Annotated in this window: 20 protein-coding genes; 10 read left to right on the forward strand and 10 right to left on the reverse strand. The window is 67.3% G+C overall.

The features are described 5' to 3' along the window. Positions 1 to 53: 53 nt before the first annotated feature. Positions 54 to 1,331 carry an ABC transporter substrate-binding protein gene (locus H7F16_RS15345; RefSeq protein ID WP_185798492.1) on the reverse strand — a complete coding sequence of 426 codons (1,278 nt, stop codon included), beginning with the start codon at positions 1,329 to 1,331 and terminating at the stop codon, positions 54 to 56. A gap of 176 nt (positions 1,332 to 1,507) precedes the next feature. Beyond that, entirely contained in the window at positions 1,508 to 3,154 is a 1,647-nt protein-coding gene (mhpA, locus tag H7F16_RS15350; RefSeq protein ID WP_185798493.1) for a bifunctional 3-(3-hydroxy-phenyl)propionate/3-hydroxycinnamic acid hydroxylase MhpA, read from the reverse strand. Between the two features lie 237 nt (positions 3,155 to 3,391). Here mhpA and H7F16_RS15355 point away from each other — a divergent pair, with 237 nt between their 5' ends. The 4 genes from H7F16_RS15355 to mgtA all read left to right on the forward strand — a co-directional run bounded on the left by H7F16_RS15355 (position 3,392) and on the right by mgtA (position 7,397). Further along, positions 3,392 to 4,045 carry a TetR/AcrR family transcriptional regulator gene (locus tag H7F16_RS15355; RefSeq protein ID WP_185798494.1) on the forward strand — a complete coding sequence of 218 codons (654 nt, stop codon included), beginning with the start codon at positions 3,392 to 3,394 and terminating at the stop codon, positions 4,043 to 4,045. A gap of 102 nt (positions 4,046 to 4,147) precedes the next feature. After that, on the forward strand, positions 4,148 to 4,495 hold the full coding sequence (locus H7F16_RS15360) for an ElaB/YgaM/YqjD family protein (RefSeq protein WP_185798495.1): 348 nt from the start codon (positions 4,148 to 4,150) through the stop codon (positions 4,493 to 4,495). Then, positions 4,495 to 4,860, forward strand: a complete 366-nt coding sequence (locus tag H7F16_RS15365; protein WP_185798496.1) for a hypothetical protein — start codon at positions 4,495 to 4,497, stop codon at positions 4,858 to 4,860. Before H7F16_RS15360 ends, H7F16_RS15365 begins: the two co-directional genes overlap by 1 nt. After that, a complete protein-coding gene (mgtA, locus tag H7F16_RS15370; protein ID WP_206682607.1) occupies positions 4,857 to 7,397 on the forward strand; it encodes a magnesium-translocating P-type ATPase in 2,541 nt (846 codons plus the stop codon). The genes H7F16_RS15365 and mgtA overlap by 4 nt, the downstream gene beginning before the upstream one ends. 11 nt (positions 7,398 to 7,408) lie before the next feature. Here mgtA and H7F16_RS15375 read toward each other — a convergent pair whose 3' ends face one another. Further along, entirely contained in the window at positions 7,409 to 8,932 is a 1,524-nt protein-coding gene (locus tag H7F16_RS15375) for an FAD-dependent oxidoreductase (protein ID WP_241741485.1), read from the reverse strand. Between the two features lie 2 nt (positions 8,933 to 8,934). Next, positions 8,935 to 9,288: a cupin domain-containing protein gene (locus H7F16_RS15380; RefSeq protein WP_185798497.1), complete on the reverse strand. Its 354-nt coding sequence runs from the start codon at positions 9,286 to 9,288 to the stop codon at positions 8,935 to 8,937. A 170-nt stretch (positions 9,289 to 9,458) separates the two neighbouring features. Here H7F16_RS15380 and H7F16_RS15385 point away from each other — a divergent pair, with 170 nt between their 5' ends. Together H7F16_RS15385 and H7F16_RS15390 are read left to right on the forward strand one after the other, a co-directional pair. Beyond that, positions 9,459 to 10,037 carry a GNAT family N-acetyltransferase gene (locus H7F16_RS15385; RefSeq protein WP_185798498.1) on the forward strand — a complete coding sequence of 193 codons (579 nt, stop codon included), beginning with the start codon at positions 9,459 to 9,461 and terminating at the stop codon, positions 10,035 to 10,037. A 203-nt stretch (positions 10,038 to 10,240) separates the two neighbouring features. After that, complete coding sequence (locus H7F16_RS15390; protein WP_185798499.1) at positions 10,241 to 11,632, forward strand: FAD-binding oxidoreductase; 1,392 nt, start codon at positions 10,241 to 10,243, stop codon at positions 11,630 to 11,632. Between the two features lie 16 nt (positions 11,633 to 11,648). Here the strand turns inward: H7F16_RS15390 and H7F16_RS15395 are convergent, their stop codons facing one another. After that, complete coding sequence (locus tag H7F16_RS15395) at positions 11,649 to 12,581, reverse strand: LysR substrate-binding domain-containing protein (protein WP_185798500.1); 933 nt, start codon at positions 12,579 to 12,581, stop codon at positions 11,649 to 11,651. Positions 12,582 to 12,722: 141 nt separating this feature from the next. Between H7F16_RS15395 and H7F16_RS15400 the strand changes: the two genes are divergently transcribed. After that, on the forward strand, positions 12,723 to 13,007 hold the full coding sequence (locus H7F16_RS15400; RefSeq protein ID WP_185798501.1) for a DUF4242 domain-containing protein: 285 nt from the start codon (positions 12,723 to 12,725) through the stop codon (positions 13,005 to 13,007). A 330-nt stretch (positions 13,008 to 13,337) separates the two neighbouring features. On the opposite strand, the gene H7F16_RS15405 is transcribed toward H7F16_RS15400, so the two are convergent. From H7F16_RS15405 to H7F16_RS15420, 4 genes are all read right to left on the reverse strand, one after another. Continuing rightward, positions 13,338 to 14,045, reverse strand: a complete 708-nt coding sequence (locus tag H7F16_RS15405; protein ID WP_185798502.1) for a response regulator transcription factor — start codon at positions 14,043 to 14,045, stop codon at positions 13,338 to 13,340. Then, positions 14,042 to 15,886, reverse strand: a complete 1,845-nt coding sequence (locus tag H7F16_RS15410) for a 7TM-DISM domain-containing protein (RefSeq protein WP_185798503.1) — start codon at positions 15,884 to 15,886, stop codon at positions 14,042 to 14,044. Before H7F16_RS15410 ends, H7F16_RS15405 begins: the two co-directional genes overlap by 4 nt. Then, on the reverse strand, positions 15,883 to 17,754 hold the full coding sequence (locus H7F16_RS15415; protein ID WP_185798504.1) for a 7TM-DISM domain-containing protein: 1,872 nt from the start codon (positions 17,752 to 17,754) through the stop codon (positions 15,883 to 15,885). The genes H7F16_RS15410 and H7F16_RS15415 overlap by 4 nt, the downstream gene beginning before the upstream one ends. 110 nt (positions 17,755 to 17,864) lie before the next feature. Next, the gene (locus tag H7F16_RS15420; protein WP_422121128.1) at positions 17,865 to 19,049 is read right to left on the reverse strand and encodes a PQQ-dependent sugar dehydrogenase; all 1,185 of its coding nucleotides are present in this window, start codon (positions 19,047 to 19,049) and stop codon (positions 17,865 to 17,867) included. Between the two features lie 146 nt (positions 19,050 to 19,195). On the opposite strand from H7F16_RS15420, the gene H7F16_RS15425 reads away from it, so the two are divergent. The 3 genes from H7F16_RS15425 to H7F16_RS15435 are packed head-to-tail and all read left to right on the forward strand — an operon-like array spanning position 19,196 to position 21,169. Further along, positions 19,196 to 20,128: a diacylglycerol/lipid kinase family protein gene (locus H7F16_RS15425; protein ID WP_185798506.1), complete on the forward strand. Its 933-nt coding sequence runs from the start codon at positions 19,196 to 19,198 to the stop codon at positions 20,126 to 20,128. Continuing rightward, positions 20,125 to 20,937, forward strand: a complete 813-nt coding sequence (locus H7F16_RS15430) for a metallophosphoesterase family protein (protein WP_185798507.1) — start codon at positions 20,125 to 20,127, stop codon at positions 20,935 to 20,937. The genes H7F16_RS15425 and H7F16_RS15430 overlap by 4 nt, the downstream gene beginning before the upstream one ends. Before the next feature lie 58 nt (positions 20,938 to 20,995). Further along, complete coding sequence (locus tag H7F16_RS15435) at positions 20,996 to 21,169, forward strand: hypothetical protein (RefSeq protein ID WP_185798508.1); 174 nt, start codon at positions 20,996 to 20,998, stop codon at positions 21,167 to 21,169. Positions 21,170 to 21,174: 5 nt separating this feature from the next. Here the strand turns inward: H7F16_RS15435 and H7F16_RS15440 are convergent, their stop codons facing one another. Further along, the gene (locus tag H7F16_RS15440) at positions 21,175 to 23,364 is read right to left on the reverse strand and encodes an AMP-binding protein (RefSeq protein WP_185798509.1); all 2,190 of its coding nucleotides are present in this window, start codon (positions 23,362 to 23,364) and stop codon (positions 21,175 to 21,177) included. Positions 23,365 to 23,497: the final 133 nt, after the last annotated feature.

Genomic DNA, 23,497 nt, shown 5'->3' on the forward strand with positions numbered 1-23,497 from the left:
CTTGTCGGGAGGGGAAGGGGATGCCCCGGCGCCGTGACGCCGGGGCGGGAGGATCAGCCGAGGGTTTCGAGCGTGCCGCCCAGCGGGATTTCGGGCGCGCCTGCATTCTCGACGATCACCAGATCGAAGGTGCCGTCGTCCTTGCGCCGCCACTGGCCACCGACCAGCGGGGTTTTGGAGATGTTCTTGCGGGCGAATTCCGGAACGTTGTCGCGGCCCCACTGGACCTTGCCCACCACGGTATCGAGGTTGGTGGAGCCTATGGCTTCGGCAAGCGCGTCGCCGTCGGTCGGGTCTTCGGTGCGCTTGATCGCGTCGGCGGCGACTTCGAACAGCGCGTGGACGAAGCCCACGGGCATGGTCCACTGCCGCTTGGCCGCCGTCTCGAAGGCGGTCGCAAGCTCGGCTGCGCTTTCGCCGGTGAGCGAGGATTTGAACGGGTGGTTCGGGGACCACCAGACCTCGGCCGTCAGGTTATGGCCAAGCTCGCCCAAGGCGGCGACGCTTTCGGGGAAGAGAAGGGCCTTGGCGACCGAGACCAGCTTGGGGTTGAAGCCCTGCTGCTTGGCCTGGGTCCAGAAGGTGGTGAAATCGGGCGGGATCGGGATGCCGGTCATGATTTCGCAGCCGGCCTGTTTGAAGGCGTTGATCTGGGCCGAGAAATCGTCGGTCAGGTTCTGGTAGCGGCCCGGATCGGTGAGTTCGTAACCTTGGGCGGCAAGGGCGGGCGGCATGCCGACATCGGGCGAGGCCCAGGCGTTGCCGTCACCGTCGTTCGGCCAGAGCGCGCCGACCTTCTTGTTGGTCGAGGCCGTGTTCCACATGTTCATGAAGGTGGCGATGTTGTCTTCGAGACCCCAGAAGAAGTGGTAGACGTAATCGAAGGACTGCCAGCTTGCCGGATCGCCGGGGTTGCCCTGCTGGCCGATGAACCACGGCTGCCACGGGGCGACGGTCGAGATGACGGGGATTTCCTCTTGCTCGGCGATGGAGCAGACGGGGTTCGTGGTTTCCGGCGTCGAGGCGACGAGGATCAGGTTCACCTCGTCACGGCTGATGAGTTCCTTGGCCACTTCGGCGGCGCGGTTCGGGTTGGACTGGCTGTCCTTGACGATCACCTCGACATCGAGACCCATTCCGGGGGCCGCGGCGAGGAATTTCTCGACCATGAAGCTGTCGGCGGCCGAAAAGGCCGACAGCGGGCCGGTCTGCGGGCTGACATAGCCGATTTTCAGCTTTTTGGCTTGGGCATAGGCGGGCAGCGCCAGCCCCGACGATGCGGCCGCGCCGAATGCGGCGCCGGTCTTGAGCAATGTACGACGAGTGATCATTCCAGTCCTCCCTTGGGTTGTTCAGTCTCTTGCCGGCGGGATTGTCCCGTCGGGCCCGCCCCGTCTCCTCTACGGGGCGGACTTTTGGCATGATGCCGGGATGCTACGATGCGATTGCGGCAGGTTTGATCGCATGAACCTGCCGAAATATGCTTTTCGGTTATGTAGCCCGCCGCTTATTCGGCGGCCATAGCAGGCTGTTCGGCAAGGTGCAGGCGGCGCATGACCTTGGCGAAGCGGGTTTGCAGCGCCTCGGGGGTGTCGGCGGTCAAGGCCACGTAGAAATCGGGGCGGATCAGCACGTAGCGTGCGCCGATGCGGGTGAACCAGTCGCCGATGGTGCCTTCGACATCGACAGCGCCGCCTGTCGCCGCTTGGGCCGAGAGTTCGACGCTGACGCCTTCGAGGGCCGCGAGCTGGTGGCGCTGGGCTTCGGTCAGGGCTGCGGCAGGGTCGACCCCGTGGCCGAGCAGGACCCAGCCCTGGCCTACGACCTGATCGAAGCGGCCTTGCTTGCCGGCGGCTTCGACCACGCCCTGCACCGAGAGTTCGCCGGCATGGGCGCTTTCATCGCACCACGCGCCCTTGCCGAGTTGGCAGATGTCGGTCGGAACCGGCTTGCCCGCGCTGGCGGCAAGACCGGCGATCATCTTGGCGTCGCGTTCGGCTGCGGCGGCTTCGTCGGCGATGCAGATGATCTGGCCGAGTTCCTGACTGAAGTTGATGTAATGCTTGGCGTGTTCGATCCGCTCGGAGGTGTAGCTGTCCAGCACGTCGAGGCCGAATTTGCCTTCGAGGATGCCGTTGAGCCGCCATGCCATCGCCACCGCGTCGCGGACACCGGCGCACATGCCCTCGCCTGCAAAGGGCGGCATGAGGTGGGCTGCGTCGCCGCCGATCAGGCAGCGGCCCTTGTTCCATTCCTTGGCCCAGCGGGCCTGGAAGCGGTAGACGGCGCTGCGTTCGAGTTCGGCGTTTTCGGGGGTGAGGCCCCAGGGTTGCAGCAGCTCCCAGGCGCGGTCGGGCTTTTGCAGCTCGTGCGGGTTCTCGCCGGGAAGCACCATGAACTCCCACCGCCGCCGCGCCGGGCCGCCCGCGACGGGGCCGGGACCGCCGGGAACGATGGTGGTGGGGCGCTTGGGGTCGCAGAGTTGCCATTGCGCCGGTTCGTCGCCACGGCTGGCGACATAGTCGAAATGCGGGATCATATCGAGGATGAGCCAGTCGAAGAAATAGCCCTTGTCCTCGTTCTCGATGCCGAGCGCCTCGCGCACGAAGCTGTTGGCGCCATCGGTTCCGGCGACGAATTTCGCGCGCAGGGTCCGCGAGTCGCCGTTGGGGCCGGCCTCTTCGGGGTTGCGCTGGAGCGAGAGGTTGACGCCCTGCGCATCCTGTTCGAGGCCGATGCCCTGCCAGCCGCGCAGAAGGGTGATGTTGGGCAAGGTGGCCGCAATGGCGAGCAGGCGCTTTTCCATCATGGGCTGGTTGAACCAGTAGCGCACGCGCCAGCCGCTGGCCGACTGGCTTTGCCAATCGACGATCTGGAGGTTCTCGCGGTCCTTGTTTTTCCAGTAATACAGCTCGTCATGGTAGCTGATCGCGGGGTCGTTTTCAGAGTCGATCCCGAGGGTTGCGAAGATGCGCGCGATTTCGTGGTCATAGGTGACGGCGCGGGGCAGGGCGTAGTGCTGCGACCAGCGTTCGATCAGGGTCACGCGCTTGCCGCGCTGGCCAAGCAGGATCGCGAGAAGCGTGCCGACGGGTCCGGCGCCGACGATGGCGACATCGGCGTCGAAGCTTTCGGCGCTTGCGGAAAGGGTCATGGTTCTTCCTCCCAAAGCCGGTCCGGTCTGGCCGGTCGGTCACGTTGTGCGGCGGCCCCTCCACAGGCTGACGCTTGATCTGTGGTGACTGTTAGCCATAAATGAATGATCGTCAAGTTTGATGTTGCGCCAGAGTCGGCTTGGGCTAAGCCTCTGAAATGGGGGCATTTCCATAGGGGGGCGCGGGGCGGTGACCATCGGGTTGAGCCTTTGCGCAAAAGTGAATATGATTCGGGAATGACGAATTCGGACCTGCATTTGCCCGCCGAAGGCCGTGTTGCCCGTCGGCAAAGACGCAACCGCGATGCGCTGGTTGCGGCGGCGCGTGACATCATGACGGAAAAGGGCGTCGAGGCGGCGACGATGCTCGAAATCGCCGAGCGCGCCGATGTTGGTGCGGGAACGGTCTATAACTACTTCAAATCAAAGGACGATCTGGCAATCGCGGTGCTTGAGGCGCTGATGTATGATCTGGGATTGCGGATCCAGGAAGTCACCGACACCTTCGACGATCCGGCACAGGTCTATGCCTACGGTATCCGCACGGTGCTTGACACGGCCACGAGCGACGTGCGCTGGGCGCAGATGCTGAACCGTTCGGAAGTGATCGCGGATGCGATGTTCCGCATGATGGGCCCCTTTGCCATCCGTGATTTGCGGCTTGCCTCGCAGGCGGGGCGGTTCGAGGTTTCCAACGCCGAGCTGGTCTGGCGGCTTACGACGCATGCGCTGATCGGGGCGAGCCTTGCGATCACCACGGGGCAACTGCCTGCCAGTGCTTCGGACCAGATCATCGTGCGTTTGCTGTGCATGACGGGGATCGGGGCGAATGCGGCGGTCGAGCTTGCCAGCCGCCCGCGCCCGTCGCTTAAGCCGGAAGGGCGGGGCTGACGCCGCTTTCGGGGTGGCGGCTGATGCAGATCAGGGCTTTCGCCGCAAGTCCGCGCTAAATCTGTGTTAAGCTCAATTTCGGGCATGACGCGAGGAGCGCAGATGAACAAGGACGACGGCAAGGCGGATCGGGCCGAGGCGGTGCCGGATATCGAGCAGCAGATCCGGCAATTGCGCGAGGATGTGGCGGCGCTTGCAAAGTCGCTACAGGGCTATGGCGCGCGGGTGGCCGACGGGGTGAAGGCGCGGGCGCAGGATGCATCGGGCGATGCGGTGGCGGAATCGCTGAAGGCTGTCAGAGAGTTGCGCGGCGAAGTCGAGGCGATGCAGGCGCGGCTGGAAGGCGATGTGCGTGCCCACCCTTTGGCATGGCTGGTCGGGGCGCTGGGGATCGGGGTGCTGCTGGGCCTGATCTTTTCGCACCGCGACCACGGGAGCAACCGGGGCTGATGGAACGGGTCGGTCAGGGACTGGTCCTGTCGCTGCTGATCGTGCTTGCGGTGCTGGGTGGCGGGGGGCTGGCGGTGGCGGCTGCGGTGGCGTGGCTGCAACCCGTCGCAGGCTTGGGCGGTGCGCTGGCGCTGACGGCGGGCGGGCTGTTCGCGGTGGCGCTGGTCCTTGCGCTGGTGTTGCGGTCGGTCCTGCGCAAGGCGCGCAGGCGGCGGAATGCGCTGGCCCCGATGATCGGGATGGTCGAAGTGATCCTTGCGGTGATGCCGCGCAGGCGGGTGATGCAGCTTGAGGCGACGCTTGCCGCCGGCATGGCGATCGGGACGGTCCTGTTGCATCTGCTGAAGGCCGAGGAAAAGACGTGACAGAGCCGAAGGGCGCGGCAGGGCTGCCCGAGGCGTGGTGGTCGGCGGACCTCGACCGGATGTTCGCGGCCACGGGATCGTCGGCGCGGGGCCTTAGCGAGGCCGAGGCGATCCGGCGTCTGGCTTTGGCGGCAAAGCGGCGGGGTCGGCGGCGGGGGCATGGCGTCGCGGCGCTGCTGTGGCGGCAGTATGAAAGCCCGCTTGTCCTGATCCTTGTTCTGGCGGCGGTGGTGTCGGTGATCGTCGGGGAATGGACGGAGGCCGCGATCATCCTTGCCATCGTGGCGGGCAGCACGCTTTTGGGATTTGCGCAGGAATACAAGGCCGCGCGCGCTGTGGCGCAGTTGCAGGAGCGGCTGGCGCTGACCGTTGCGGTCTTGCGCGACGGGGCGGTGGCGACGGTGCCCGCCGAGGCGGTGGTCGCGGGCGACGTGGTGGTGCTGTCGGCCGGAAATCTGGTGCCTGCGGACGGCGTGCTGTGCGAGGCGCGGGACTTTCTGGTCAGTCAGGCGGCGCTGACGGGCGAATCCTTTCCGGTGGAAAAGCGGGTCGGTGTGTCTGCGCCCGATGCGCCATTGGCCGGGCGCGACAATGCGGTGTTTCTGGGAACCTCGGTCCGCAGCGGGACGGCGCGGATGCTGGTGGCGGTGACGGGGGCAGGCACCGCCTATGGCAAGATCGAGGAGCGTATCGGCGAGAGCGATCCCGAGACGGATTTCGAGCGCGGCATCCGGCGGTTCGGCAGCCTGCTGATGCGGGTGATGATGGTGATCGTGACCGTGGTGCTGAGCGCCAACCTGGTGCTGGGGCGGCCCGTGATCGACAGCCTGCTGTTTTCGGTCGCGCTGGCGGTGGGGCTGACGCCGGAACTGCTGCCGGCCATCGTCAGCGTCACCATGGCCGAAGGCGCGCGGCGCATGGCGCGGGGCGGGGTGCTGGTGCGGCGGTCCTCGGCGATCGAGAACCTTGGCACGGTGGATATCCTTTGCACCGACAAGACCGGAACGCTGACGAGCGGGCAGATGGCGTTGCAGGCGGCGACCGATCCTTCGGGTGCCGAGTCGGCCGAGGTTTTCGGCCATGCGCTGGTGAACGCCCATTTCGAGACGGGGATCGAGAACCCGCTGGATATGGCCATCGTCGCCGCTGCGGCGGCGCGGGGGGTTCCGTTGCCCGAGCGCGGGAAGATCGACGAGATTCCCTATGACTTCCAGCGCAAGCGCTTGACCGTGGTGGTCGACCTGCCCGAGAGCGACGACCATCTGGTCGTCACCAAGGGGGCTTTCGATACGGTTCTGTCCTGTTGTGACCGGATCGGCGCGGGTGCCGGGACTTTGCCGCTGGGCGGGGACGAGCGCGCGCGTCTGGCCGATTTCGTCGCCCGCAAGGGGGCCGAGGGAATTCGCGTTCTGGCCGTGGCGACGCGCGTCCTGCCCCCCAGAGCGCGCTATGACGTGGCCGACGAGACGGCGATGACTTTCGCGGGTTTCCTGCTTTTTGCCGATCCTCTCAAAGAGGGGATCGGCGAGACGCTGGATGCCTTGCGCAAGCTGGGGATCGGCGTGAAGATCATCACGGGCGACAACCGGCATGTGGCCGAACATGTCGCCCGCGCGGTCGGGCTGGAGCCGAGGATGATCGCGGGGGCCGATCTGCAACGGGCGGGGGACGAGGCCCTGTGGCATCTGGCCAAGGAATGCAACGTCTTTGCCGAGGCCGATCCGCAGCAGAAGGAGCGGATCGTGCGCGCCCTGCAAAAGCGCGGGCATTCGGTGGCCTATATGGGGGACGGCATCAACGACGCCCCGGCCTTGCAGCATGCCGATGTGGGGATTTCGGTGCAGGAGGCGGTCGATGTCGCACGGGAAAGCGCCGATATCGTGTTGTTGCAGCGCGATCTCGATGTGCTGCGGCAGGGGATCGTGGACGGGCGGCAGACATTCGCCAATACGCTGAAATACATCTCGATCACCACGAGCGCGAATTTCGGCAACATGATCAGCATGGCGGTGGGCACGTTGTTCCTGCCCTTCCTGCCGCTGACGGCGGCGCAGATCCTGCTCAACAACTTCCTGTCGGACATTCCCTCGCTGTCGCTGGCGGGTGACCGCGTCGACCCCGAGGCGGTGGAACATGCCCCGCGCTGGGATATCGCGGCGATCCGGAACTACATGGTCATTTTCGGGATGGTCAGCACGCTGTTCGATCTGCTGACCTTTGCGGTGCTGTTGCGGGTGTTCCATGCCGATGCGGGGATGTTCCAGACCGCGTGGTTCACGATCTCGCTTCTGACCGAGCTTGTGGTGGTCTTTGTGCTGCGCACGCGGCGGGCCTTGTGGAACAGCCGTCCGGCGCGGGTGCTGGTGCTGGCATCGCTTGCGATGTTCGCGGTGGCGCTGGTGCTGCCCTCGCTTGGTCCGGTGGCGCGGGCGGTCGGTCTGTCGCCGCTGCCGCTGCCGGTGCTGGCGTCGGGGATCGGGATCGTGCTGTGCTATGCGCTTGCGACCGAGGCGGTGAAGCGGCGTCTCTTGCGCTGAGCGGGCGGGGCCTAGGGCCGCCGCGCGGCGAGGTGCCGGCCCAGACGCAAGGCCAGTGCCGCGACGGTGAGCGAGGGGTTCACCGCAGCCGAGGTGGGCAGGACCGAGGCATCGGCGATGTAGAGGTTGTCGAGATCATGCGCCTTGAGGTCGCTGTCGACGACCGAGGTCGACGGCTCGGCCCCCATGCGGGCGGTGCCGCACTGGTGGCTTGGCTTCGATTTCGGAAAGCCCTTGGACAGCACGAGGGGCCAGCCCGCACGCCGCATCGCCTGACGCAGGCGGCTGACCAGAAGGTCATGCGCCTCGACGTTGGTGCGCCGCCAGTCGAGGACCACGCCGCCGTTCTTCCACAAGACGCGGCTTTGCGGGTCGGGCAGGTCTTCGGACATGGCCATGATGTGGATAGAGCGTTCGGCCAGATAGGTCGAGAGCCAGAGCGGAAGGCCGCTTTCGCCCGCGAGGATCGGCCCGGTGATGCGGCCGAGCATCTGGATATTGCCCAAGGGTTCGCCCCTTGGCCCGCCTGTCAGGTAGAAGTCGTTGAACTGGATCGTCTTTTCATAGACCGACCGGTTCCGCCGCAAGGGGTTGAAGGCGATCATCGCGGTCAGGTTGTGGTTCATGAAGTTGCGCCCGACCTGATCGGAGCGGTTGGCGAGGCCTGCGGGATGTTCGTCACTCGCCGAGGCGAGCAGCAGCGCCGAGGACATGACGGCCCCCGCGCAAAGGCAGAGGGTCGGCGCGCGCAGGGTGCGCGGGCCTTGGGGGCCGTGGACCTGCACCCCCGTCGCGCGGCGGCCTTCGGCCAGAATGCGGCTGACGCGGGTTCCGGTGACAAGCGTCACGTTGGGGTGCTTCAGCGCCGCTGCCAGACCGCAGCTTTCGGCATCGGATTTGGCGCCTGTGGTGTCGGGGAAGGCGTCCCATGTGGTCGGCGCGCGGGCAAGCCAGCGGTCGATATCGACGCCGAGCGGGAGCGACGAGGGATGCAGGCCCTGTGCCGCGAAGGCGGCGCGCAGGGCTGCGATGTCGGGTTCGTCTGGGATCGCCGGAAAGGGGAAGGGGGCCGAGCGGGGCGGTTCGGTCGGGTCGCCCGCCGTATCGCCGCGCACGCGGTAAAGCTGCTCGGCCTGCGTGTAGAAGGGTTCGAGGTCGTCATAGCCGATGGGCCAGCCCGGTGTTGTGCCGCCCATATGGGCCAGAGGGCGGAAATCCTCGGCGCGGTAGCGCAACAGGACGGCGCCGTAGAATTTGGTATTGCCGCCGACGAAGGCGTAGTTGCCGGGGTTGAACGGCGCGCCCGCCGCGTCGTGCCAGATTTCGGCAGGGCGGAAGTGGCCGCGCTGGAAGATCGCCGCCGGATCGCGGGCTTCGGGGCTGTCGGGCAGGCGTTCGCCGCGCTCGACGATCAGGATGCGCTGGCCCGACGGGGCAAGGGCCGCGGCGAGGGTCGCGCCGCCCATGCCCGAGCCGATGATGATGACATCGGCATCCATCCGGTCGGCCGACCCCTGTTCCGACAGCGGTGCCATGCTCACTTGAGCTTGATGCAGAAATGCTTGCGCACGGCCTGTTCGATCTTCCACGTGCCCTTGAAGCCCGGCTCGACGGTGAAGGCATCGCCCGCCTGCATCGTCACGGGGGCGCCGCCATCGGGGGTGATGGTGATGCGCCCCTCGATCAGGTGGACGAATTCGTAGAATTTGTAGCTGGCGTGCCATGTGCCGGTCGTGGCTTCCCATGTGCCGCTGATCACGCTGCCGTCGATGGCGGTGTGCTGGACCCATGTTTTCATGGTCGGGTTGCCCTCGACCTTGGTCCAGCCTTCGAGATCGGTGAGAAGCGGCTCGGGGCCGGGGGCGGGAAAGCGGAACACCATGTCGGTCATGCGGTCGGTCCTTGATTTCGCTTTGGTCAGGCCCTGTTGGTATGGCCCCACCGCCAAGCTGACAAGGGCAATCGACGCTGATAAGGATCGCGGCAGGGGCAGGACGGCCGCCGTCGGGCCCGCGCCGGGCAGGGAACGGGGCAGGGAACGGGGCAGGGAAGGAGACGGGAATGGGACTGGTGATACGCGAGGCGAGGGCAGCGGATGCAGGACATCTGGCACGCTTCATCAACATGGCGGCGGATGACCTGCCGCTGCATTTCTGGCGCAAGTCGGTGGGCGAAGGCGGGGATCCCTGGGCCTATGGCCGCGAGCGGGCGGCGCGGGACACGGGGAATTTCTCGTATCGCAATGCATGGTTCGCCGAGGAGGGGGGCGCGGTTGCGGCCTGTCTTTTGGGCTATCCCGCCGAGGAGGAGCCGGAGGCCATCGATCCCGATACGCCCGCGATCTTCGTGCCCTTGCTGGAGCTAGAGGCGCTTGCGCCGGGGTCGTGGTATCTGAATGTGCTGGCAACCTATGATGCCTTTCGCGGCAAGGGCTGTGGCAGCGCGCTGCTGGCCCATGCCGAGGGCGTGGCGCGGCAGGCGGGGCGGCGCGTGATCAGCCTGATTGCGGCCGATACGCACGGGGCGGCGCTGCGGCTTTACCGGGCAAAGGGCTATGCCGAGGTGGCGCGCCGTGCGGTGGTCAAAGGCGATTGGCAGGTCGATGCGGCCGAGTGGATCCTGTTCACCAAGGCGCTCTAGGCGCGCGGTGATCGGCAGGGCCTTGCCGCGCCTTGGCACAGGCGTTCAGCGCGGCGCGGCCCTGCGGCCTGACTGTCCCTGTGCGTTCCTGTGCGCGTTCCTGTCCGATTTGGACCGATACTGTCCGCTTCGCCACTCGTATCCGAACCGGTTGGCGGCATTCTGGGTGGGGCGATCAAAGGGCGGATCACGGGGAGGGGCAGATGGAAGATCTTGTCGGCACGGGGACGACGGAAGGCATCGGCCCGCGTCTTTTGCAGCGGGGCGATGCGGGATACGACGCGGCGCGGGTCGTCTGGAACGGGATGATCGACCGCCATCCGGCGGCCATCCTGCGCTGCGGCAGCCTGGCCGACATTGTCGCGGGGGTGCGATGGGCGGCGGGCAAGGGGCTGGCCGTTTCGGTCAAGGCGGGCGGGCATAATGTGGCGGGTCACGCGGTGGGCGAGGGGGCGCTGATGCTGGACCTTGCCGGGCTGCGGGGGGTAAGCGTCGATCCGGTGGCGCGTTTGGCATGGGTCGAGGGCGGGGCGCTTTGGGCGGATGTGGATGCCGCGACGCAGGTGCATGGTCTGGCCGTGCCGGGCGGGCTGATTTCGGAAACGGGCGTGGCGGGCCTTACGCTGTCGGGTGGTGTGGGGTGGTTGCGGTCGCGCTACGGCTTGACCATTGACAGTCTGGTGGCGGCCGATGTGGTCCTTGCTTCGGGGCAGGTGGTGCGGGCAGAGGCGGGGGCGCATGACGACCTGTTCTGGGCGCTGCGCGGGGGTGGCGGGAATTTCGGCGTGGTCGCGCGGTTCTGCTTTGCGCTGCATCCGGCCGGCCCCGAGGTGATGTTCTGCGCGCCGGTCTATCCCGCTTCGGCCGGTGCGGGGCCGATCCGCTTCTGGCGCGATTTCCTTGCCGACAAATGCGACGATGTCGGCTCGCTCGTCGAGTTTTCGACCGTGCCGGAAGGCCCGGACTATGCGCAGGAGTATTGGGGCCAGCGCTGTTATACGCTTGGCGCCGTCTATGCCGGAGATGCCGCCGAGGGCGAGCGCCTGCTTGCGCCTTTGCGCGGGCTAGGGCCGCTGGTGGCGGATTTCTCGGGGATCATGCCCTATGTCGAGGTGCAAAAGCTGTTCGACCCGCTGTTCCCGACCGGAGCATACCGTTGCTACTGGAAGAGCCATCTGCTGGCGGAGTTGACCGATGCGGCCATCGACGAGGGGCTTGCCAATGCCATCGCCTCGCCCTCGGACCGGTCGATCAGTTCGTTCTGGAATTTCGGCGGGGCGACCGCGCGGGTCGCGGCCGATGCGACGGCCTTTGGCGACCGGTCTTTCGGCTGGATGTATTCGCTGGATTCGGTCTGGGAGCGGGCCGACGAGGATGCCACCGTGATCGGCTGGACACGGGCTGCATGGCAGGCGTTTCGGCGGCATGCGCAGCCGGGGCGGGTTTACCTGAACTTCACGGGGCTGGACGAGGACGGGCCTGCGCTGACGCGCGATGCCTTTGGCCGGAATTTCGGCCGACTGGCCGCGATCAAGCGCAGATACGATCCGGACAACATGTTCCGCTTCAACCAGAACATCCGCCCCGACGCGTGACGCCGCGCGCGGCGGCCTAGGCTGCACCCGACGGGGTGGCCGTGCCGAGTGTCTGGCGGGTTTCCGCGGCCTCGGCGCGCAGCCAGTCGGCGAAGCGGGCGAATTGCGGGCGATGCGTTGCATGGGGCGCGATGGTCAGGACATAGGGCAGCGGTGCGGCAAGGTTCTGGTCCACGGGATAGGGCAGGACGATCCGGCCCTGCGCCAGATCATCCGCGACCAGCGACAGGCCGCAGACAAGAAAGCCCACGTTCAGCCGCACGGCTTCGAGTGCGAGGCGGGCGTGGCGGTAATGCACGCCGCGCCCCGTGCCCTGCCGGCGATGGCCGAAGCGGTCGATCCATTCGGGCCATCCGGGGCAGTCGGGGTTGTCGCGCTGGGCTTCGAGATGCAGGAGCGGCATCCCCTCGAGCGGCATCTGCGCGTCCCAGTCGGCCATGCGGCGCAGGTTGTCGGGGCCGGTCACGGGAAGCAGGCGGTCGCGGTAAAGCTCTTCCCCGCTGCCGGTGGCGGGGCCGTAGGTGATGCGGCAGTCGGGCGCACCGAGGCGCATCGGCACATCGCCCGCGCCGTTGATGCAGAAACGGATGTTGGGATGGGCCGCGCGGAAGCGGGCAAGGCGCGGCATGAGCCAAAGCTCGGTCCAGTCGGGGTCGGCCACGATGTGGATTTCGGTGACGCGCTGGAAGTCGAGCGTTTCGGTCACGCGGTCCAGCGCCGCGAAGGCCGAGGCGAGGTCGCCGAGTGCCATGCTGAGTTCCGGCGTCGGTTGCAGGCCCGAGCGGCCGCGCAGCAGAAGATCGGTGCCAAGGTAGAGTTCGAGCGCGCGGACGCGCTGGCCCACGGCGGCGGGCGTGATGCCGAGCCGCCCTGCCGCCGCCGACAGCGAGCCGAGGCGCAGGGCCATTTCGAGCGCCTGAAGCGACTTGAGGTGCGAGGCGGCGTTCATCGCGAAAGATTTTCCTTAAGGTGGGAAAGATTTCACACGATACTAAAGGTTTTCTTTCCAATCATAAAGAACATTGAATTTTGCGCTGCCGACAGTCTGCCGCATGATCGCGGCACGGAGCAACCTATCGGGGGAAAAGCGATGGCCGTCTGGAAGCGTTACATGATCGAGCGGGACATTCCCGGAATCGGCGAATTTTCGGTGACAGAGCTGTGCGGGGCGGCGCGTGCGTCGAATCAGGCGCTTAGCACGATCGGATCGGGGATCCAGTGGCAGCACAGCTATGTCGCCAACGACAAGACGTTCTGCGTCTATCTGGCCGAAAGCGAGGATGCGATCCGCCGCCATTCGGACCTGAGCGGCATTCCCTTTGGCAAGATCACCGAAGTGGCGCAGATCATCGATCCGCTGACGGCCAACAACTGACGCCAACCACCTGACGGACCACATCTTTCGTGCGCAAACGGGGGTGGAAACGCCTTTGGTATGTTGGCGCGGGGCCAGAGGGATGCCGGATGCCGGGAGGTGTTTACGTCCGGCGGGAAACCCTTCAATACCCTTCCACGGCCTTCGGTTAAGCGGTGTCCGATTGTGTGTTCAGGCCGGAACCATAGGGGTCTGCAAGCTGCCGCAGATTCGTGTGACGTATGGGCGGCGGGGATGGTGCGACGTGATCGATGCCGCCCGACGCCCGTGCGAAACCTTTCCCCCGACCAATGGGCTGCATCTGCCAAAGGTCGGGGGATACCCGATGCCCTAGCTGCCGGTCAGGCGCAGGGGAACGAGGAGCTGGTAGCCGAAATTCCGCACCGAGACGATGCAGCGCCCGCCGAGACCGGCAGAGGCCAGTTTCTTGCGGATTCGCACCACCTTGAGTTCGATCGCCACCTTGGACAGGGTTTCGCCGTCGCGCAGGAAGCCGCGGATCTGGTCGAGACTGACGCGGCCTTCGGGCGCCGTGGCGCAATGGGTGAGGAATTCGGCCTCGTCCGCGCCGAGCGAGACGGTGCCGGACGGGCCGGACAGTTCAAGCCTGCGGCGGTTCAGGACGAGGTCGGCGTCGTCGGCCGCGCCCTGCTGGGCCGCGCCGAGCGGAAGGCGGCGCGAAAGGGCGTTCAGCGCGCCGAGGATCTCGTCGACCGAGCTTGGTTTGGTCAGGTAGATGTCGGCCCCGCTGTCATAGCCACGGCGGCGCTGGTCCATCTCGTCACGCGCGGTCAGCATGATGATTCCGCTTTGCGGGCGGTCGGCGCGGAGGCGGCGCGCGAAGCTCAGCCCGTCTTCGCCCGGAAGGTTGAGGTCGAGCAGGAAGATCAGCGGGGCGGGGCCGTCATGGGCCTCGAACCCTTCGACACTGGTGTGGCCCGAGGCGTCGAACCCCGCCGTGCGCAGGGCGTTCACGAGCAGACCGTTGAGATCGGAGTTGTCTTCGATGATGGCGACAGAGGCGCGGGGCAGGTTCATTCGGGTATTCCTGAGGGGGCGGCGACGAGAAGGAGGTCAAGGCGCAGCAGATCGGGTGCGGGGCAGGACAGGGTGAGCGTGCCGCCCATCTGGCGCAGCAGAAGCGTGCCGAGGGCGACTTGGGGCGGCAGGGCCGGATCGTCGGACAGCGGCGCCGCGAGGAGGGTTTCGCAGACCACCTTGCAGGGGGTTTCCTCCCCGCCTTGCGACAGGGTCAGGCGGATGGCGGCATCGGGGCGGGCAAGGGCGGACATGCCGTTCAGCGCCGCCGAAAGGGCGGCGGCCAGCATTTCGGGGTCGGCGATGACCATCGCGTCGGCGTCTTCGCCATCGAGCTGGATGCGGTCGGCGGCATCAAGACCGTCAAGCACGCCGTCGAGGATTTCGACAAGCACAAGCGGGCGGGGCTGGTTCGGCCCGTTTCCTTCGGTCAGCCATGTGCTGTGGCGCGCCTCGGCAAGCGAGCGGTTCAGATCGCGGATCGTTGCGGCCAGCGCCTCGCGTTGCCGGGGATCGGTGATCTCGGGCAGGCTGATCTGGAGGACGGTGAGGTTGTTGCGCAATTCATGCACGAGCATATGGGTGAAGCCATCCTGTTCGGCGGCGTTGCGGGCGCGGGCTTCCTGAACGGCGCGCGCCGAGGCGAGCGAGAGGCGCGTGGCGCGTTCGCGGCGCAGGTGGGCGGTGCGGTCGAAGGCCATGACGCAGAGCGCGATGAACAGGCTGTTCAGGCCGAACACCTCGACATAGGGGCGCGATACGGCGGTGGGGCCGAAGAGGCCGAGGCGCGTGCAAAGCCAGACCGTGGTGACGCCGAACCATGTGCCATAGGCCAGATGCAGCGTGCGGCGGGCCATCGCATCCCCGATGCGCAGCGTCAGCAGCAGCCCCATGACGAGGAACAGGGCCACGACCGAGAGCGCGACACCGGGCAGGCCGATCGCGCCATCGTCGCCCGCGAGCAGCGGCACGAGGAGCAGCGCCTGCGCGCAGATGACCGCATCGGTCGCGCGCAGGATGATCGGGTTCGGGCGGTGCTGGCCGAGGAAGTTGCGATGGAACAGCATCGAGGTGAGCGAGGTCAGCAGCGCCGCCGCATTGGTCAGGCGGCTGTGGGCCGTGGGATCGGCCAGCGGAAACAGGATTTGCGCGTAGCCCAGAGCCTCGGCCGAGTAGAGGAAATAGACGGCCATGAGCGCGAAGAGCGACAGGGACAGAAGGTTCGGCATGAGACGCAGGCGCAATCCGGCCAGCAGCACCCCCATGCCGAGAAGCGGAAAGTAGATCACATGCATCGCTATCCGGCGGGACAGGTTTCCTTGCGCCTCGGCAAGGCTGGTCGCCCAGATCTGGAAGCCCAGCGACGAGGTGCTTTGGACGCGCAGGAAGAGCGTGCGGCCAAGCGCGCTGTCGGGCAGGTGGAACCCGAGCGGCAGCAGTTTCGCCCCGCGTTTTGCGATGGGAACCGTGTCGCCGTTCTCGAGCGCGGTCCAGCCGCGCGAGGCGGGCAGGTAAAGCGTCACATGGTCGAGCTGGTTCAGCGAGAGTTGAAGGACGGTGTCGTCGGCATCCTTGCCCTTGGTCGCGGGCGGGGCGACGGTCAGCCGGAACCATTGCGCCGCGCGGTCGTAGCCGCCCAGAAAATCCGGCCCCGTCGGGGTGAAGCGGCGCTTGGCCACATCGGCGATGCCGAGCGTGGCCGAGCTGTCGCGGAAATAGCCGATCTGGCCGATGCGGTCGCTTGAGGGGGGGGCTGCCAGAAGGGCTTGCAGCATGGATCCGAGCAGCAGCGCGAACCAGAGGGCCAGAATGCCCAAGGCGATGTTGCGGGAGAGTTTCATGGCTTTTCGGGCAGCCAGAGGATCAGCCGCACCGTCGCGCCATGCGGGGCGGGTGCCGTTTCGAGTGTGACCTGCCCCGACAGGGCTGTGACCACCTCGCGCGTGATGAACAGCCCGAGGCCCGTGCCGCTTTGCCCCTGTGCCGAGGGGCCGCGGTAGAATTTCTCGAACACGGCCGCCGGGTCGAAGGGGGCTGCGGGGGCGGCGTTGCTGACCCAGAGCGCAAGGCCGGCGCGGCCCTGCCGTGTTTCGGGGACAAGGCGGATGCGGACGGGATGGCCGGGCAGGCCGTAGCGCAGGGCATTGGACAGAAGGTTCTCGACAGCCAGTTCGAACAGGTCGCGGTCGGTCGTCAGGCGGCGGCCTTCGGCGTCGGCGATGTCGAGGCGAAAGGCGTCGGGCGGGGCCAGCGTCCGGACAAGCGCCCGCAACGCGGGGGCGGGGGCGAAGCTGGCGGGGCGCAGGTTCCACGGGTTTCCCGTCGCCTCGTGCGCGAAGATGCAGCGGTCGACGACACGGCCCAGCGTGGTGACGGCGCGCTGGGCGCGGGCCGGTGCCGCGCCGAAGCCACCCGAGGCGAGGCAATCAAGCGTGATCGCGGAGACGCGGGCGACCTGTGTGTCGATGCGGCGCAAGAGGGCCAGACGTGCGGCGACGAACTGGCGGTCGACCGCGAGATCGACGGAAAGGGATTGCAGGGCGAGTTCGCGGGCGAGAGTCCTTTCCTGCGCGCTGCGGTTTTGCAGCCAGAGCAGGGTCAGCATGAGGGTGGAGGTGACGACGGTGATCGCCTCGATGCTGTGGCGATACAGGACTTCGGCGTCGATCAGGCCGAAGCGGGCGGTGATGTTGAACAGAAGGAAGGCGATGTAGACGGCATAGACGTATCGCACCTGCCTGCGGGTGATCGGCCCATCCTGACGCAGGCTGACAAGCAGGGCGACGAGCAAGGGGACAAGCAGGACATAGGTGACAAGCGAGATCCTGAGCGCGATATCCCCGTTGCCGAGCAGGCGCGCAAGCGGGCCGAGCGCCGAGAAGGCGAGCAGCCCGAGGCTGGCGCGGCCGAGGGCCAGCGAGGGCCGGAAGTCGCGCAGGAACAGGTGGTGGAATGCGGCCAGCGAGGTGACGGTGAAGCAGGCCAGATATTCCTGCGCCGCCTCGGCCCGTATCGGGGTCAGGCCGAAAAGCACCTTGCCGTAGCCGTTGATCATGTAAAGGTAGGCGCTGAAGCTGGTGATCATCACGAGAAAGCCGAAGTTCGGCACCGAGCGCAAAGGGCTGAGCGTGCCGATCAGCACCGCCCCCGCAAGGCAGAGCAGCGCGTGGTTGATGACCAGCCATCCGGCGGTGGTGACGTCTTCGGACAGGGCGAGGTTGGCCGAAACGGCGGTGACGACGATCGCACCCGGAGAGCGGGTCGAGATGCGGACATACCACGGCCCGCGCTCGGCCTGCGGGTGGATGGAAAAGGCATACCAGTTGATCGAGGGCACGGCGTCATTGTCGGGCGACAGGCGTTCGCCGTTCTTGCTGATCCGCCAGCGGCCATCGGGCAAGGGGGTGAAAAGTTCGATCTCGTCGGTCGTGCTGGGGCGGAAGCGCAGCAGCAGGGGGCCGGGGGCGGGGTTTTCGATGCTGACGCGCAGCCAGTAGACCGACGAGGTGAATCCGCCACCGAAGGTCGAGGCGATGGGCGTGAAACGGGCGGATTGCACATCGGTCAGGGACATGGCGCGGGTGGGATCGACCAGAACCGCGTAGGAGATGCGCTGTTCGGCCCGAAGGGGGGCGGCGAACAGGAAAAGGCCAAACACCGCAAGGCAGGCACAGGCAAGCCGCCGCAGCAGCGGGGCAGGCCGGAGCATCCGCGATGAAGGGAAGGGCGTGGTCGTCACCCGCACCGTATAGGCCAATCGGCGGGCTGGCAAAATCCTGCAAAAGGCGGGTCGGCGCCTGTCTTTTGCAGGCTGGCGGCCTAGGGTCGGGTATAGTCGATGCGGTAGATCGCGCCCGACTGGTCGTCCGAGACCAGCAGCGCGCCGTCGGGCATTTGCGCCACATCGACGGGGCGACCGAGGTAGCTGCCATCGGGGGCGAGCCAGCCGGAGGCAAAGGGCCGGTGGTCGGGTTTGCCCGCCGCGTCGAAGGTGGTGACCATGACGCGCGCGCCCACCGGTTCGTCACGGTCCCACGATCCGTGCTGGGCCGAGAAGATCGCGTTGCGGTATGCGGAGGGGAAGCGGTTGCCCGTGTAGAAGGCAAGCCCGAGGTCGGCGGCATGGGCCACGGTTTCCACCACCGGAAAGACGGCATCGGCGGGGGGCGTGTCGGCGGCGTAGTCTTCAGTGCGGATATGGCCGCCGCCGAACCACGGGAAGCCGAAATGCTGCGCGGGCGCGGTCTGGCGGTTGATCTCGCCCGGGGGGATGTCGTTGCCCATGCGGTCCACCTGATTGTCGGTGAACCAGAGCGCGCCCGTTTCGGGGTGGAAGGCGATGCCCACGGAATTGCGCAGGCCGCGCGTGTAGACCTGTCGCCCGCTGCCATCGGGGTTCAGTGCGATGATGCCGCCGATGCCCGTCTTGTCATAGAGCGCCAGCTTTTCGGGGGGCGGCACGTTGTAGGGCTGGCCGAGCGAGACATAGAGGCGGCCATCGGGGCCGAAGGTGCAGACGCGGAACGCGTGGTTGGTGGCTTCCTCGGACGGGGGGATGAGCGTGCCGAGGGCGACGATCTCGTCGGCGGCGGGCGAGGGGTTTTCGACGGCGGCTTCGGCATCGGGGTAGAGGGTGATGCGGTTCTGTTCGACCGAGAAAAGCCCGCCCTTGCCGTCGAAGCAGACGCCGTTGGGCATGGTTTTCGCAAGGCCGGGGGCAAAGGTGGTGACGCGGTCGGCGCGGTTGTCGCCGTTCGTGTCGGTGACGGCCCAGAGATCGGCGTCGCGGGTGCCGACAAAGACGGTGCCCTTGGGGCCGACGGCCATCTGCCGCGCGCCGGGGACGATGGCGTAAAGGCTGATCGAAAAGCCCTGCGGCAGGGTGATGCCGCCGAGCGTGGCGCGGATCGCCGCAGCCTCGGGGCCGGATTGCGGGGCCGAAAGAACGGGGGCCTGCCCCGTATCGAGCGGGGCGGCTTGCAGCGGGCGGGCTGCCGGTTGCATGGCGAGCAGCAACAGGGCAGCGAGGGCGGGGCGCGGGATCGTTCGGGTCTGCATCTTGAAAAGATAGCGCGCCGCGCGCAGTTCCAAGAGGGGAACGCGGCTTTGTTCGATGCGTTGCGCCCCTGAACGAAGGGAAGTGCCGCCGAATGCCGATTGATCCAGCGACGATCTGTGTGATGGCCAATGCGGCCTCGGGCGGGAATGCCCGCGATGCGATGGCGCTGGGGCGGGTGATGCAGGTTTTCGGGCCTGCCGCCACCTTGCGCTATTGGGACAAGGGCGAGGCGCTGGGCGATGCCGTGGCGCGCGCCCTGACAGAGGGGTTTACCACCATCGTCGCCGCAGGGGGCGACGGCACGGTGAATGGCGTGGCGCAGGCGCTGCTGGGAAAGGATGCGGCCCTGGCCGTGTTGCCGCTGGGCACGTTCAACTTCTTTGCGCGCGGTCTTGGTTTGCCCGACGATCCCGAGGCGGCGGCGCGCGCCATTCTGGGCGGGTATCCGCGCAACATCGCCATCGGCACGGTGAACGGGCGGGTGTTCCTGAACAATGCGAGCCTTGGCGTCTATCCGCTGATCCTGCAGGCGCGGGAACGGGTTTACGCGCGGTTCGGGCGGTCGCGGCTTTTGGCCTATTGGACGGTGTTCCTGACGCTGGTGCGGGTGCAGGCGACCAAGCGGATGGTGATCCGCGCGGACGGGCAGAGCCATGACCTGCGCTCGCCCTTGATGTTCGTGGCGCGATCGGCGTTCCAGCTGGACCATTACGGCTTGCAGGGGGCCGATGCGATCAGCGCCGACCGTTTTGCCGTCTTTCTTCTGCGCGAGGGGAGCCGCTGGCACATGCTGAAAGCCGTGGCCAAGCTGGGCCTGCGGCGGGCGAGGGCCGGAGCCGAGATCGACATGCTTTATGCGGGGGACATGACGGTCTTTCCGGCGAGCCGCCGCCCCTTGGTGGCGCTGGACGGAGAGCGGCTGCATCTGCGCGCACCGCTTGAATTCCGGGTGGTCGAGGGGCTGACCGTGGTGCTGCCCGGGGCGAAGGTCGCGGACATCGCCACCGGAGGCATCGGGGCATGAGCGTGATCGTGCATCTGTCGGACCCGCATTTCGGGGCCGAGCGGCCCGATCTGGTCGAGCCCTTGCTGGCGGCGGTCGCGCGGTTGGCGCCCGATCTGGTGGTGCTGTCGGGTGATCTGACGCAGCGGGCGCGGTCCGGGCAATATGCGGCGGCGATGCGGCTGCTGGCGGGATGCCGCGCGCCCGTTCTGGTGGTGCCGGGAAACCATGACGTGCCGCTGTGGAACATCGGCCTGCGGCTGGTCGATCCGTGGCGGCGCTGGCGGCGGGCGGTCGGGCCGGAGCTTGGACCGCTGTTCGTGAATGACGCGATGCTGGTGCTGGGGCTGAACACGGCGGACCCGATGGCGTGGAAGAACGGGCGGATCGGGGCGGTGCAGTTGCAGCGGGTGGCCGAGGTCTGCGCGACGGCGGGTGCGCGGCGGCGGGTGCTGGTGTTGCACCACCCCTTGCAAGGCCCGCCCTCGGAGCCGCCCGCGTTGCGCGGGGCGGCGGCGGCGATCCCTGCGCTGGTCGATGCGGGGGTGGACATGGTGCTTTCGGGGCATCTGCATTCGACCTATGCCACACCGCTTGCGGCGGCGCCGGGTATCCTGTCGGTGCAGGCGGGGACCTGCCTGTCGCATCGCGTGCGGGGGGATGGCAATGCGTTCAACAGCCTGCGCCTTGTGCCCGGAGGGGTGGTGCTGACGCATTACCGCGCGCAGGCGGACAGGACCTTTCGCGCCGATGCCGATCTTGTCCTGATGCGGGGGGCTGCGGGATGGGAGGAAGGGCGGGGTGCCGCCGCATCACCGGATGGTGTTTAGGGCAAAGGGCCGCAATGGCGTAGGCTTCCCGCTTCCCTTGGAATGCGAGGCGCATCGAATGACACCCCCGACAGAACCCGAGCCTTCGGTGCCCGCGACGACCGAGGCGGAACGGCAAGAGCGGTCGGACCGCGTCTATGCCCAATACAGTTCCGCCATGCGGTTCTTTGGCGAGGTTCCGGCCCCGCAGGCGCCCGTCATCAAGGATGGGAACGCCAAGGATCAGGTCTGACAGGATCAGGCAGGATCGGCGAAAGCGCGGGTCAGGGCCGGATAGTCGGGTTTTCCTGACGCGAGCATCGGCAGTTTGTGCATCACCTCGAGCCGTGCGGGAAGCATGATCTCGGCCAGTCCTTCGGTTCTGGCCTGTGCTTTCAGCTGCGCCATTTCGGGGGTCTTGCCGCTGTTTCCGGTCGCGAGGGCCAGAAGGATGCGGTTGCCCTTGCGCGGATCGGGCAGGGCGATGGCCGCGGCAGAGAGGTCGGGCCAAGTGCGTTCGGCCAAGGCCTCGACCGCGGCGAGCGAGACCATTTCGCCGCCGATCTTGGCAAAGCGTTTGATGCGGCCCTTGATCGTCAGGAAACCTTCGGCGTCGAGGGTCACGGCATCGCCCGTGTCATACCAGCCGCCTTCGGGCGGTTCGATCACGCCGGGGGCGGTGGCGCGGATGTAGCCTTGCATGATGTTCGGGCCACGGACCGAGAGGCGGAAGGCCTCGACCCCCGGGATCGGGTCGAGGTGGGCTTCGATGGCGGGAAGCAGGCGGCCGACGCTGCCGTTGCGCGAGGAAATCGGTGTGTTCAGCGCAAGGACGGGGGCGGTTTCGGTGGCGCCGTAGCCTTCGAGGATGCGCACGCCGAAACGGCGCGACCAGAGTTCGCGCGTGCTGTCCCGGATCGGCTCGGCCCCGGCGATGGCGGCGCGGAGGCTGGCGAAATCGTAGTCATGCGCGCGGCGGCCCCAGCCCGACAGGAAGCTGTCGGTGCCGAAGATGATGGTCGGCATGTGGTAATAGGCGGTTTCGGGGATGATGCGGTAATGCAGCGGCGAGGGATAGGCGACCACGGGTGCGCCCACCACGAGCGGCAGCAGGATGCCCGCCGTCAGGCCGAAGGAGTGGAACACCGGCAGGGCGGTGAAGATGCTGTCGCCCGCGTTGATGTCGGTCCGGGCGCGCAACTGGGCGATATTGGCGAGGATGTTGCCATGCGACAGGACAACGCCTTTGGGTGCGCCCTCGGTCCCCGAGGTGAAGAGGATCACGGCGGGGGTGTCGCGGGTCAGCGGCGCGCCGAAGGGCGTGCCGTGCCGCGCCGGACCGAAGCGGGACGAGAGCAGGGCGCGGAGTTTCATCTCGCGCGTCACGCCGGCGCGGATGTCCTCGGTGCGCAGGACGCGGGTGCCTGCGGCTTCGAGGTCGGCGATCACGGGGTGCAGCTTGATCTGGTCGATCATGGCCGTGCTGGTCAGCACCGTGGTCGCCCCTGCGGTGGCGAGGCAGGTCTTCATCGGGCCGGGGCCGAGCGTGGGGTTCAGCATGGCAGGCGTCACGCCAAGCCGCCAGAGCGCCAGCAGCACGGCCGGCACGCCGGCGGCGGTGGGCAGCAGAACGCCCACGGTCTTTTGCCCCGCGAGCAGCGGTTGCAGCCTGCGGGCCAGCACATCGGCGGCAAGGTGCAGGCGGCCGAGCGTCAGGCTTGCCCCCGTGGGGTCGGTCAGCGCGAGGCGCGAGGCGCCATAGGTCGCAAGCGTGTCGGCCAGCGCCTGCGGCAGGGTGTCGTAGCGGTTCAGCGCCACGAACCGCTGGGTTTCGAGAATGTCGCCCACCATTTGCGCCGCCCTTTCGCGGCGGAGCTTGCCCTTGAGCGACCCGTCCAGAACCAGCCGCTGCGGCGCGCCGACATGGACGCGCAGGCGGGGGAACCAGCGGCGGGGATAGCCGCGCTTGAGCCGGCTTTGGCGCGAGAATTCCAGCCCTTCGAAATGGATCGGGATGACGGGCACATCGGCCTGATCCACCAGCCATGCGGTGCCGGGATAGACCTTCATCAGCGCGCCCGTGGCGGTGATGCGGCCTTCGGGGAAGATCACGCAGGATTGGCCTGCGGTGATGCGGCGGGCCAGCGTCTTGACGGTCATCGGCTTGGTCGGGTCGATGGCAAGGATCGGCACGAGGCGCGCGACGCGGCGCATGAAGGGGCGGTCGGCCCATTGGCTTGTCATCGCGAAGGCGGCGGTGGGGCCGAGAATGGAGAACAGCAGCGGGCCGTCGAGCAGGCTTTGATGGTTGGCGGCAAAGATCACCGGGCCGGGGGTGCGCAGGTTTTCAAGCCCCGTGATGCGCGGGCGCAGGAGCGTGGCGAAGATCAGGCGCAGGGTGCCTTGCAGCAGACGGGCGGCAAGAGAGGGGCGGGGCTGCTGGGTCATGCGGGGCCTTCGGGTTCGGTTTCGGGGCCGGGTCTGGGGCTGGGTCTGGAACTGGGTCTGGAACTGGGGCGGGGCTGACGGATCGGAGCGGCAGTCACAAGGTGCGCCGCGCCGCCGCCACCCGCAAGGGCGG

The sequence above is a fragment of the Paragemmobacter straminiformis genome (assembly GCF_014243445.1).
Taxonomy (GTDB): Bacteria; Pseudomonadota; Alphaproteobacteria; order Rhodobacterales; family Rhodobacteraceae; genus Paragemmobacter; species Paragemmobacter straminiformis.